This window comes from Fodinibius sp. AD559 (genome assembly GCF_052712805.1).
Genome location: NZ_JBQPVW010000002.1, coordinates 401,942 through 413,863 on the forward strand (window position 1 = coordinate 401,942; position 11,922 = coordinate 413,863).

An 11,922-nucleotide genomic window follows, 5' to 3' on the forward strand; every position below is an offset into this window, starting at 1 on the left:
TTACTGCTTTGTAACATTTTTAACAGCATTACAAAACTGCTCGATTTCACTTTCAGTATTGTAATAATGGACTGATGCCCTGACAAGATTAGAGAGATTTCTTTCCTGCATATCTAATAGCGTACTGTTTTTGGATGAAGTACTAACGTTAATTCCCTTTTTAGAAAGATTTTTCTTTACTTCTTGGGCTGATATAGAATCAACAGTAAAAGTTATAATTCCTCCTTTGATTTCTCCGATATCATGAACAGTAACGCCGGGCAATTCCGCCAGTTGCCAGCGCAGTTTTTCTGCCAACTTGGTTACGCGTTTCCAGATTGTGTTGATCCCAATATCATTGGCATATTCTACAGCCTTTTGTAAGCCCATAATTCCCGCATAGTTCATTTCCCAATTTTCAAATCTTCGTGCATCGTTACGGATTTTGTACTCTTGTTCTGATGTCCATTTGGCAGCATGTAAATCAATAAAAGGAGGGAGGAGGTTTTCTATTTGATCCCTTTTAACGTATAAAAATCCAGTACCACGCGGTCCGCGCAAGTATTTGCGTCCTGTTGCCGAAAGCATATCACAACCGATCTTTTTCACATCTACAGGATATTGGCCGACCGATTGACATGCATCCACCAAATACGAACAGTCGTACTTTTGGGCAATATCACCAATTTTTTCAACGGGATTAACGAGTCCGCTGTTAGTAGGAATGTGGGTGATGCTAATTAGTTTGACGTTTTTATCCATCATTTTTTTGAGTGAAGTTACCGACGTTTGACCATGCTCGTCGTTGGGAATAACCTCAATTTGGATATCCACTTTTTCTTTAAGTCGTAAATAGGAAAGGTAATTGCTTGCATATTCAGATTTTGAGGTAAGAATTCTATCTCCATCACTGAAATAAATCGAGAAGAATGCCATATTCCATGCTGCAGTCGCATTTTCAAGCAGGGCAATTTCATCGGGATAAGCGTTGATAAATTTTCCGATAGTAGAATAGGTCTGTTCTATAGATTTCCTGTTTTTATCAGCTGTTTCGTATCCTCCATATTGGGATTCTTTGCTCAGGTAATTTATGACATTTTTCGTGACAACTCTTGGCATTAATGAAGCCCCGGCATTATTGAAGTGGATCACATTTTTAGTACCTGGGGTATCGTCTCTCAATGTATTAATATTCATGCCAGAATATAGTTCTGTTGATCTAATTTTCTATTAGCGCTGAACCTATTTTTCAAAAGAGCAAAGGAAGGATAATTCAAAATGACCACAAATAAAAAAAGGCGATGCATGTGAATATACATCGCCTTCGAACAAAATGAGCTCTGAACTTTTAGTTACCAAATCGCTTAAGAAACTCATCATAAGCCTGTAATGCAGCTTCATCTTCACCCATTTCATCGAGTGTTTCAGCCCGGATAATCATGGCTTTCTGCAGATACTCTTGATGTTTTTCAGAGTCCTTGAATCTGCTGATAAGCTTCGAACTGGCATCCAGCATCATAGAAGTATCATTCTTATCAAGAATCAGGTCGAAACGTCTACAATGAATTTCGTCGAGCTTTTCTTTCATTAGCAATTCAGAATTAGAATCTAATCTATCAATAATGCTGTTGTAAAGTGGCAACAGCTGATCAGAAGGGGCATCTTTATTTTCTAATATATTAGCTTTGAAAAGCATAGCTCGTGAAGCCTGCTGATAAAATTCTTTGTTATTTGAATCTTTGAACCGATTAATAACAGAGTTTAAAGCAGGAAGGGCTTCATCATTTTTACCGAGTTTTAATAGGGCTATTGCTCGACGAATAACAGCACGTTCTACCGCATTTTCAAAATCAATATTTTCTTGGTTATCGTACCGATCAATAATTTCTTCAAGTGTAGGAACGAGCTCCTCCCATCGCTTCATCTTGTGAAGCAGATCAGATTTACGAAGCAACGCTTTTTGTACGAATTGATGTTCTTTGGTTACATTTTGCATAGCCTTAGTTGGTTTCGTTGCTTGAGATAATGGTAATTCCAAATCAAAGGGATCGATGTCTGTATTTTCTTTTTCTTGATTAGGTTTGGAAGAGTCAGATTCGTATTCCTGACCTGACTGTTCGTCAATATCAAAATTTAGATTGTCCTCATCTTCTGAATTACCACTATTATCTATCTCTTTGGAATTTTCTTCTTCTATTTCTTCAAGAGTATCAGAGAGTTCTTCAGGTTCTGTACTTTGCCCGTTTTCCTCTGCTGATTCAGTGGACATTTCGGTTTCCTCCTCTATGCTTTCGACAAATTTCTGAATAGGTGGATCATCTGACTGGTTTTTGGTATCCGAAGAGTTTGGTGAATGGTTCTCCGGTGCCTCAGAAGAATTATTTTTAGAATCGGAAGTTTCAAAATCATTCAAAAAATCATCAATGTTATTGTCACTTATCTCTTCTTTTTTGACTTGTTGATTATTTTTGTCACTGTCGGTATGAGTATCAACATTACCACTCCCATTATTGCCACTGCTTTTCTTAGATGCTTCAACAGCTGTAACTTCGGCCGCAACTTTCTGATTTTCTATTTCTCCATTTAAGACAGCATCAATAGTGGATACCCCCACATAAGAGACAATCTTTTCAAACGTTCCCGAAATGTATTTAATGATCAGATCCGTTTTTTTGTCCTTAAAATATTGTTCAAAGACTTCTTTAATTTTTTCGGGCGGACGCTTATAAATTTTGGGATGTTGATCGAAAATATCCTCGTAAGCAGTAACAAGTCCTTTGGCTAACGCTATTTTAGTGGTTTCAGGATTTTGAAACTCCTCAAAGTACTTGTCGGGTCTACCATCATTATCGATGATAGAAAAATCCTTTAAAATCCGTATAACCAACAGATCATTGGGATCTGAATATGAAAGGCGTTCTAAAAGATCGCTGTTAACTACGATGTCATCAGCATCGTAATTAACTAATGTTTCGATAATTGGCGCGAAGTTCTTTGTGTTTACTAAAAAAGCTTCAGATACCTTCATAGCATGAATAGTTAGTTTTGTGTGAACTGTATTTTCTAAAATTCACAGCAGAACCACTAATTAAAAAGTATTAATAAAAGCTTTGTAGAGTTGGAATTTAGTGATGATAAAAAAAGAATTATAACGAAGCATTGATAAATGCTTTATCAAAGGCGCTTTCTAAGCTTTCTTTTGATAATGGTTTTGTTAGATAGGCCACATAATCTGTTTCTTTGGCTCGTTTCTGGTGTTCCGGATCCTCAGAAGCAGTGATATAGATCAACTTTACCTCGCGGTGTTTATTAATCTCTTTTGCTGCCTCAATTCCATCTACGTCATCAGCAAGATTAATATCCATTAAAATAATATCAACGGCCCCAATTCGAAGTGCCGATTCAATAGCTTGAGAACCTTTAGAGCTGGAACCGATAACTGTATGTCCCATCTGATTAATAATACGCTCAAGAACTATCTGTTGAATACTATCATCTTCTACAATCAGCACTTTTTTTGATTGTAACTTTGTGTCTTGGGCCATAAATATTTAAAAACTATTGCAAATTGGAGTGATATTTATTTGTGTAAGTATCCGAAATTCGAACTGATTTTACAATTAGAAGCATAAAGTTTTTACTTATGGATGCTAACTAATTAAGTAGTAAATTTATTAATAAATAGATATTTAGTTAAAGGTAAAAGATAGAATACCTGTAATTAAAATAGGGAGATGGTGAATGTTAATGCGGCTTTTAAAGCATTAGAAAATATTTAATTAATAAAACTTAAACGACACGGAGTTTTAAAAAGTCTATTTTAGAATCAGTTAATTTTATGGCAGTCAATATAGATTTAAAGTTTAACCGATTACCCTAATTGTTAAGAAGTTGATGAAGCGTGCTAAGATATTTATTGTAGATGATTCTCCCATCCAGCTAATATTATTGGAAAAAGTTTTGCAAAAGGAGGGATTTGCTGTTAAGGCTTTCAGCAATGGACCCGACTTGATTGAAGGAATTTCGCTTGAGAGGCCCGACTTGATTATTTCTGATATCCATATGCCGGAACTCAACGGGTTTGAACTGATTGAAGAGGTCAGAAGTTTTCCGAAAGGAGGGGGCATTCCATGCTTTTTGGTTTCCTCAAAAGCTGATACCGTGATCCGTCAAAAGGTAGATGCCATAGGGGCTGATGGTTTTATAAAGAAACCTTTTGATTTTCAGTCGTTTATAGCCGTGATAAAAGATCTTTTAATAGAGGGTAAACAGGGCGAACCGAGGAGACTTGCTAAAAATAGTAAGCTATAATAATACACTTTTGTTCTTTTTCTTCATTTTATACAATTGAAGATTAAAATAAATCCTTTTGATGATGAAATAAGCTTGTTTAAGCATCTCCTCGAAAGAGAAACACCTTTCTATAACCAGAAAGAATTATGATACTATCATTTTTGCCTTAGCAATTCCAAGAAGATAGGGTTGGAATCATTGCTCTAATAATTGAAAGTGTTTGATATTTAACAGTTATTTTTTAGAGCAGATATCTCTCATCTTTTTTTGCCGAATAGTCGGTAAATATAGCATATATTTATCTAATTTTAGACTAAAAAAGGGAGTAATAGCCCAATCGCAAAAAAGTAAAAATTTGGTTGTAGAAATATACGCGTATCTCTTATATTCAGTTTCTCTGGTAAATGCCTGAGTGGCGGAATTGGTAGACGCGCCGGATTCAAAATCCGGTGGCCATTGCGGTCGTAGGGGTTCGAGTCCCCTCTCAGGTACTTTTCACTTCTTAAACGGCAAATAATTTTCTTATGAAGCCCCAAAAATTTTTTTCGTACGCTGCACTCATTATTCTTATTGCCGGTGGCGCCATCTGGTATATCGTTGATGACTACTATGAACGTCAAGACAATAGTTCAGCGGCTGATGTTGTGATGTACAAAAATGAAGGTTGCGAATGCTGTGATAAATGGGCTGTTTATATGCAGAGTAATGGATATAGTGTTAAATCAGTAAACTCGCATAATCTGTACGGTGTTAAAGTCGATCAAGGGGTGCCGCAAAATATGGGAGCTTGTCATACAGCAGTAGTTGGTGATTATGTGGTAGAGGGACACGTGCCGGCCGAGGATATCCAACGTTTGTTAACAGAAAAGCCCGAGGCACGCGGTCTTGTGGTACCGGGCATGCCCGGCAGTTCTCCGGGGATGAATACCAAGCTTAATGAGCCTTATAAGGTTTATTTGCTCATGAATGACGGCAGTACCGAAGTGTTTGCCCAGCACTAGACCAGTTAAGAGAATAAAGCTCTGATTATGAAGAAGTCATTCTATTATTACGGATTGCTACTATTTGTATCTGCTTTTTTGCTTTTTGGATGTGACTCAGAAAATAAATCCAAAAAAGAAGGGCCAACCCAGCCGCTTGAGCAGCTTGATCCCAGTTCGGCTACATTATATCCTGCTCAGCGCGAAGCGAAAGCTCGTGATTTTGAGGTTACGTTAATTAATGATAAGACGTTTAAACTATCAGATTACGAAGGACAGGTGGTTCTATTGAATATTTGGGCAACCTGGTGTGCACCGTGCCGCGAAGAGACCCCTGATCTACAGGAGCTCTATGAAAAATATAAGGATGAGGGTTTTATGATTTTGGGCGTATCTATTGATGAGCAGGGAGAGTCGGTAGTGCGACCCTTTATCGAAAAATATGAAGTATCGTATCCGATTGTGATTGATGACGGTACTATCATGGATAAGTACGGTCCTACGATGGGTATTCCAACAACGTACGTCATCAATAAGAAAGGAAATTTGGAATATTTTGCTGTTGGTGCGCTTACGAATAAAGAGCTTGAACCCAGAATAAAAACCCTTTTGTCAGAATAATACTGCGTGGTAACTATCGGTGAGAAATATTACCAGTGGACGAGAGAGGCATATTATTTTTTGCTCTTGAGTTAGATATGAAGACAAAAACCTTCTATGGAACCTACGTTAATTTGATGTTTTCAGTAGCTAATTAAGAATCTTGTTGTGATTTGCCGTGGTCTTTGGCTGGTAAATGACCAGTATAGGAGATACTCTGATCGATAAATTTTTGAAGAGCTTTTGTATGAGAATACACCTTTTCTTCAATCATGACAAAATCATCATATAGCCCTTTATCCGGTAAATACATCCTGATGCCGGGACGATCTATAAGTGACGAGGCTAAACGCTCTCCAATTCGTGCTACAAGCAGATCTTTAAAAATACCCAGACACATATTTCCGTTAATAAGATAGCCGACCCCACCGCCTTCCTTTCTTTTTTCCAGCTCTTCATTTGCAATCAAATGGTGATCCAGTAAATCTTCCAGCTTTTCATTGTACTCAGCCACAGCAGTTGGATTAATTGAGAATATTATTTATTCGCTTAAGATGGTTTACTAACACTTTATCTTCAAGATTATCAATTTTGTGATTGATATCCAACGGTACAGAAGCATTGGAATCTTGTAGCGATCTTTTATAAAGAATTAGTGCCTGACCCATTGATTTTTGAGAACGCTCAAATGATTCCTTATGTAGTAGTTTGCCTTGTTCAATAAGGAGATCTGCAACTGCTAAAGCTAATTCAGACTGATAGGTGTTATCATCCGTAAAAAGCTCAAGTGTTTCCTCAAAGTCAAGCTGGTGGAATGTCTTGGGATGATCTTTGGTAAGTTTGGTTAATGCATTTTGGATTTCTTCTATTGCCTCCTCATACTTATTTTGATTCTTTTTAAAAATAATCTGCTGCAGCAATTGGGTGAGAATTTGAATCTGCCGCATTAAGAAGTCCTGTTCATGCAGATGCATAACAACCTATTTCAAATTCTGTGTTTTTGCTCGCGAAGCTTCGGCCATCTCTTTGTGATAATCAGATAATTTGTTAGCCAGTTCGTTGTTTCCGGTGCTAAGCATGCGAATGGCAAGGAGGGCAGCATTACCTGCTTTTCCAATAGCAACCGTAGCTACGGGTACTCCGGGTGGCATTTGAACGATTGAATAGAGACTGTCCAGTCCGCTTAGCGTGCTTGTTTTAACGGGAACACCAATAACAGGAAGTGTCGTATGAGCGGCCGTCATTCCGGGTAGATGTGCCGCACCACCGGCTCCTGCAATAATTACTTGAATACCCCGTTCCCGGGCAGATTTACCGTATTGGGCCATATCATCAGGAGTGCGGTGGGCAGAAACCACCTTTTTCTCGTAGGAGATATCAAATTCATCTAAAATATCGCAGGCAGCCTTCATTGTAGGCCAGTCACTATCGCTGCCCATAATTACGCCAACTTTCGGATTTTTGGTACTCATGTAGTTTAACAAGTTTTAGTTTCAACTTTTATTTAAATCGAATATAGAATTTAGAACCCAGAAGTAAGAATTATATTAAAGCGGTTAAATTCTTATTTCCCGGGTTGCCTTTTGAGCTTTTTTGTAAGTAGATTTCATATCGTCACCAAGTAACGTGTAATGCGCCATTTTTCGTCCCACCCGGCTGTCGAGTTTGCCGTAAACGTGAAGGTGTCCGTCTCTTTTTGCCAGTGCCTCTAATGCATTATCAACTTGGGCATCACGTTCATCAGTACCTAATAAGTTGATCATGGCTATGGCAGGTGCACGCAATTCGGGTGAACCGAGTGGAAGGCCCATTACAGCGCGAACGTGATTTTCAAATTGGGATGTAACGCAGCCTTCAATAGTATAGTGACCCGAATTATGGGGACGCGGAGCAGATTCGTTTAGCAGTAGATCTCCATCTTCCGTCAGGAAAAACTCGTAGGCAAAAATGCCCTTTCCATCGATAGCTTCCGTAGCTTTTACAGCCATTTCTTGGGCTTTTTGTTGGATAGACTGAGAAACAGGGGCTGGAGATTTAACTCCTACACAGATATGATTTTCTTGTACGGTTTCGCAGCAGGGATAAACCACATGACCAGTCTCATTTCGGGCAACCTGCACTGCCAGTTCATGTGTGAAATCGACAAATGCTTCTGCTACGATATCGTGATTATCATGGCCGCCCAAGTTATTAAATGCTTTTTTTGCTTCTTCGATATTACTAACGGTCTTATTTCCGTAGCCATCATATCCGCCTTTAGATGATTTGAGCACATACGGCCAGCCGTAGTTTTGTCCGAACTCTTTTAGGTCGGTTACCGTTTTGACAAGCTTATAGGGAGTAACTGGAATACCGGCGTTTTCGAAAGTGCGCTTTTCAATCAGTTTATTTTCGATTTTTGCGAATGTACCAGGGGAGGGGAATATATTGGTGCCGCTTTGTTTTTGGGCTTTCCGAAGAATTGCAGAATCAATAAATTCATTTTCGAGCGTAAGGACGCTACACTTTTTGGCAAAGTTGGCAAGATCATCTGCAGAATCGTAGGAGCCGGTCATTGAATCCGGAGTCATAAATTGTACGGGTTCGCGTTCATCCCGATCAGAAAAAACAGCAACTTGAATGCCATATCGAAATGCCTGTAATCCCGACATTCGGGCTAATTGTCCTGCACCAAGAAAGCCGATTTTGAAACTTGCCGATAAAGAATTTTTATCCATCAATCTGTTGTTTTAGTAATTCTAAATTTGTTACGAACTTAATAATAATTCAGTTGGGAATTAAGAAAAGGGATCCTGTAATGTTGAAAACATTATCTATTCTTAATTTTGCGGAAAGTATCGTATTTTAATGGCCATAAAATAGAAAAAATCTTCCAAAAGAAGCAGATACATGGATATTGAAGCAAAGTTAGAACAGGTAAGAGAACGATTTGAAGAAGTGACAGCGGCAATGAGCGATCCGTCGGTGTATGATGATCCGGATCGTTATACCGAGCTTACCAAAGAGCACAGCGATTTGAAGGAATTGGTGGATTTGTATGACAAATGGAAAGAAACTAAAAACCAGATTGCGGGTAATAAGGAGCTGATTGAAGAGGGAGATGACGAAGAAATTACGGAGATGGCTGAGCTTGAGCTGGAAGAGCTCAAACCAAAGCTGGAAAAGATAGAGGAAGCCATCAAGTTTAAGTTGATTCCCAAAGATCCCGATGATTCCAAGAATGTGATTGTTGAATTACGTGCCGGTACCGGCGGGGATGAAGCGGCTATTTTTGCGGGCGATCTTTTTGATATGTATCGCCGTTATGCCGATAAAAAAGGATGGAAACTGAATTTACTGAGCTTGAGTGAGTCAAATAAAGGCGGTTATAAAGAACTTACGTTTGGATTGGAGGGCGATGAAGTATATGCAAAAATGAAATATGAAAGCGGTGTACATCGCGTGCAAAGAGTGCCAGAAACCGAGACGCAGGGCCGTGTTCATACTTCCGCTGCCACAGTTGCGGTACTGCCCGAAGCTGAGGAAGTGGATATAGATGTAAATATGTCGGATATCCGGGTAGATACTTTTCGCGCCAGCGGGGCGGGAGGACAGCATGTAAACAAGACCGATTCGGCCGTACGTCTTACTCACGAACCCAGTGGAGTTGTGGTGGAGTGCCAGCAAGAGCGATCGCAACATCAGAACAAGGAGAAAGCAATGAAGATGTTGCGTTCAAAACTGTATGAAAAAGAGGAAGAAAAACTACGCAAGGAGCGTGAAGAAGAACGGAATAGTCAGATTTCAACGGGAGATCGAAGTGCTAAAATTCGAACGTATAACTTCCCGCAAAGCAGATTGACGGATCATCGCATTAATCTAACACTCTATAATCTCGAAGATATCATGAAAGGGGAGATTGAGGAGGTTATAGAAGCCCTGCGTGTACAGGATAATCTTGATAAGTTGAATGCAGTGATGGAGGAAGGATAATTACAGTTAGCGGTAAGCAGTAAGCAGTCAGTTGTAAACTGCCTACTGCCACCGGCAAACTGTTTTAAACTTTAGGTCCTGCTTTGATCAGTTCTTTGCTTGCCTCATCTTTGAATTGGGTGAAGTTTTCAGCAAACATGGTTGCCAATTCTTCTGCTTTTTTATCATAGGCATCCTCGTTACTCCAAGTATTTCGTGGAGTAAGTATCTTTGAAGGAATGCCATCCACTTCATTTGGAATAGCCAACCCGAATACCGGATCGATATCAAAAGTGGCATCGTCGAGGTTACCTTCAAGAGCTTCGCTCAACATTTGGCGGGTATGTCCCAGCTTCATGCGGTGTCCTTCGCCGTACGGTCCTCCAGTCCAGCCGGTATTGATTAACCATACAGTGGAGTTATGTTTTCGGATCTTACCGGCCAATAATTCTGCATATACCGTAGGATGCAGTGGCATAAAGGGTGCTCCAAAACAAGCTGAAAATGTTGCCTGAGGCTCGGTTACACCACGTTCTGTTCCCGCTACCTTCGCAGTGTATCCGCTGATAAAGTGATACATTGCCTGTTCAGGTGTCAACTTAGATATTGGAGGGAGTACTCCAAAAGCATCACATGTTAAGAAGATGACATTGCTTGGATGATTTCCTTGTCCGTCATCGGTGGCATTGGGAATGTAATCGATGGGATACGAGCAGCGTGTGTTTTGGGTATAGCTGGTGTCGTCAAAATCCGGTTCCCGATTTTCACGGAGAACAACATTTTCGAGGATAGTGCCCGGCATTTTTGTGGTTGCATAAATGAGCGGTTCCCCTTCTTCAGAGAGATTGATGGTTTTAGCATAGCATCCGCCTTCGATATTAAAAACACCGTCTTCACTCCATCCGTGCTCATCATCGCCGATAAGAATGCGGCTTTGATCAGATGACAGGGTCGTTTTCCCGGTTCCGGACAGCCCAAAGAATACCGCGGTGTCTCCGTCTTGGCTCATATTGGCCGAGCAGTGCATGGCCATTACATTTTGCTTGGGAAGCAGGTAGTTCATTACAGAAAAGATACCTTTTTTTACTTCCCCGGAATATAGTGTACCGCCGATAAGGATAATCTCCTTGTCAAAATTTACGAGTACAAATGCTTCGCTTCGGGTTCCATCCTCATCCGGATCAGCTTTAAAGTTGGGAGCCGCCAACACGGTAAAATCTGGTTCATGTTCTTTGAGTTGATCATTCGTAGGACGAATAAACATGTTGTGGGAAAAGAGTCCGTGATAAGCTGCTTCGCTTACCACCCGTACATTTAGTTGATACTTCTCATCAGCACCTGCGTAACAGTCTTTAACATAGATTTTTTTGTCCTGCAGGTAATCGGTTACTTTGTCAAAAAGATTTTCAAAAACTTCTTCATCTGTAGGTTGGTTAATTTCGCCCCAGTCGATATCGTCGTGTATCGAAGGTTGATCAACAATAAACTTGTCTTGTGGAGATCGCCCGGTATATTTACCGGTTAGTACGCGTAGCGCATAATCTTTTGTTAAAACAGCCTCTCCATTTTCAATTGCCTCTTCGTACAATTCGGGGGGCGTGAGGTTCCAAATAGTCTCTTCGTTATTTTCTAACCCTAAGTAATCGAGTCCGATTTTGCTTCGGGGATGTGAATGCTTACTCATTGAAAAGTGATTTTAGATTCCTTTAGCGTTTTTATTATTACAGCTCGAAAATATAAAATTGACAGTTATCATCGCCGCCAATTTCAGATGCTAAGTATAAGGATTTTTATGATGAATGTGTTGTACCTTTATAGAATATGAATTCTTTGATGACCGTAAGCGCTTACAGCCTAAAATAAAAAAGATACTATTAAATGGTTTCTTAATTAATTATAGAAAAGATGTCTGTTCTAAACTAAATAAAGTATATCCGTTAAATAGGCATGGGTAAATATATAACGAGTAAGATTAGAAAATTTTAGAGACGAATTTTTGGGCTTAACAGATTAAAAATGTCACTTTTAGTACTGCTTAAAGTTTGATAAGTATTCTGAAGAGATTTTTCAGATATTGTTGCATAATTTATAGACGAATTTTATCGAAATTAGTATTTGG

12 protein-coding genes and 1 tRNA gene are annotated in these 11,922 nt (G+C 39.4%); 5 read left to right on the forward strand and 8 right to left on the reverse strand.

Going from position 1 to position 11,922, the window contains the following annotated elements:
- The 3 genes from ACQ4LT_RS04740 to ACQ4LT_RS04750 form a co-directional block, all read right to left on the reverse strand.
- Window positions 1–1,176, reverse strand: coding sequence for an aminotransferase class V-fold PLP-dependent enzyme (locus ACQ4LT_RS04740; protein ID WP_445664869.1), 1,176 nt, complete (start codon window positions 1,174–1,176; stop codon window positions 1–3).
- A gap of 151 nt (window positions 1,177–1,327) precedes the next feature.
- Entirely contained in the window at window positions 1,328–3,007 is a 1,680-nt protein-coding gene (locus tag ACQ4LT_RS04745) for a DUF5343 domain-containing protein (protein ID WP_445664870.1), read from the reverse strand.
- A gap of 118 nt (window positions 3,008–3,125) precedes the next feature.
- Window positions 3,126–3,524 (reverse strand): response regulator, encoded by a 399-nt coding sequence (locus ACQ4LT_RS04750; RefSeq protein WP_445664871.1) that lies wholly within the window; start codon window positions 3,522–3,524, stop codon window positions 3,126–3,128.
- Window positions 3,525–3,873: 349 nt separating this feature from the next.
- Here ACQ4LT_RS04750 and ACQ4LT_RS04755 point away from each other — a divergent pair, with 349 nt between their 5' ends.
- The 4 genes from ACQ4LT_RS04755 to ACQ4LT_RS04770 all read left to right on the forward strand — a co-directional run bounded on the left by ACQ4LT_RS04755 (window position 3,874) and on the right by ACQ4LT_RS04770 (window position 5,873).
- Window positions 3,874–4,290 carry a response regulator gene (locus ACQ4LT_RS04755; RefSeq protein WP_445664872.1) on the forward strand — a complete coding sequence of 139 codons (417 nt, stop codon included), beginning with the start codon at window positions 3,874–3,876 and terminating at the stop codon, window positions 4,288–4,290.
- 388 nt (window positions 4,291–4,678) lie between these two features.
- Window positions 4,679–4,763: transfer RNA gene (locus ACQ4LT_RS04760), tRNA-Leu, on the forward strand.
- A 33-nt stretch (window positions 4,764–4,796) separates the two neighbouring features.
- Window positions 4,797–5,273 carry a DUF411 domain-containing protein gene (locus ACQ4LT_RS04765; RefSeq protein WP_445664873.1) on the forward strand — a complete coding sequence of 159 codons (477 nt, stop codon included), beginning with the start codon at window positions 4,797–4,799 and terminating at the stop codon, window positions 5,271–5,273.
- A 27-nt stretch (window positions 5,274–5,300) separates the two neighbouring features.
- Window positions 5,301–5,873 (forward strand): TlpA disulfide reductase family protein, encoded by a 573-nt coding sequence (locus tag ACQ4LT_RS04770; RefSeq protein WP_445664874.1) that lies wholly within the window; start codon window positions 5,301–5,303, stop codon window positions 5,871–5,873.
- Between the two features lie 133 nt (window positions 5,874–6,006).
- On the opposite strand, the gene ACQ4LT_RS04775 is transcribed toward ACQ4LT_RS04770, so the two are convergent.
- The 4 genes from ACQ4LT_RS04775 to purK form a co-directional block, all read right to left on the reverse strand.
- Entirely contained in the window at window positions 6,007–6,366 is a 360-nt protein-coding gene (locus ACQ4LT_RS04775; RefSeq protein WP_445664875.1) for a hypothetical protein, read from the reverse strand.
- Between the two features lie 10 nt (window positions 6,367–6,376).
- Window positions 6,377–6,826, reverse strand: a complete 450-nt coding sequence (locus ACQ4LT_RS04780) for a hypothetical protein (protein ID WP_445664876.1) — start codon at window positions 6,824–6,826, stop codon at window positions 6,377–6,379.
- 6 nt (window positions 6,827–6,832) lie between these two features.
- Window positions 6,833–7,324 (reverse strand): 5-(carboxyamino)imidazole ribonucleotide mutase, encoded by a 492-nt coding sequence (purE, locus tag ACQ4LT_RS04785; RefSeq protein WP_445664877.1) that lies wholly within the window; start codon window positions 7,322–7,324, stop codon window positions 6,833–6,835.
- A gap of 84 nt (window positions 7,325–7,408) precedes the next feature.
- Window positions 7,409–8,569: a 5-(carboxyamino)imidazole ribonucleotide synthase gene (purK, locus tag ACQ4LT_RS04790; protein ID WP_445664878.1), complete on the reverse strand. Its 1,161-nt coding sequence runs from the start codon at window positions 8,567–8,569 to the stop codon at window positions 7,409–7,411.
- 172 nt (window positions 8,570–8,741) lie between these two features.
- Here purK and prfA point away from each other — a divergent pair, with 172 nt between their 5' ends.
- A complete protein-coding gene (gene prfA / locus ACQ4LT_RS04795; RefSeq protein WP_445664879.1) occupies window positions 8,742–9,824 on the forward strand; it encodes a peptide chain release factor 1 in 1,083 nt (360 codons plus the stop codon).
- A gap of 64 nt (window positions 9,825–9,888) precedes the next feature.
- Here the strand turns inward: prfA and pckA are convergent, their stop codons facing one another.
- On the reverse strand, window positions 9,889–11,487 hold the full coding sequence (gene pckA, locus ACQ4LT_RS04800) for a phosphoenolpyruvate carboxykinase (ATP) (RefSeq protein ID WP_445664880.1): 1,599 nt from the start codon (window positions 11,485–11,487) through the stop codon (window positions 9,889–9,891).
- Between the last annotated feature and the right edge of the window lie 435 nt (window positions 11,488–11,922).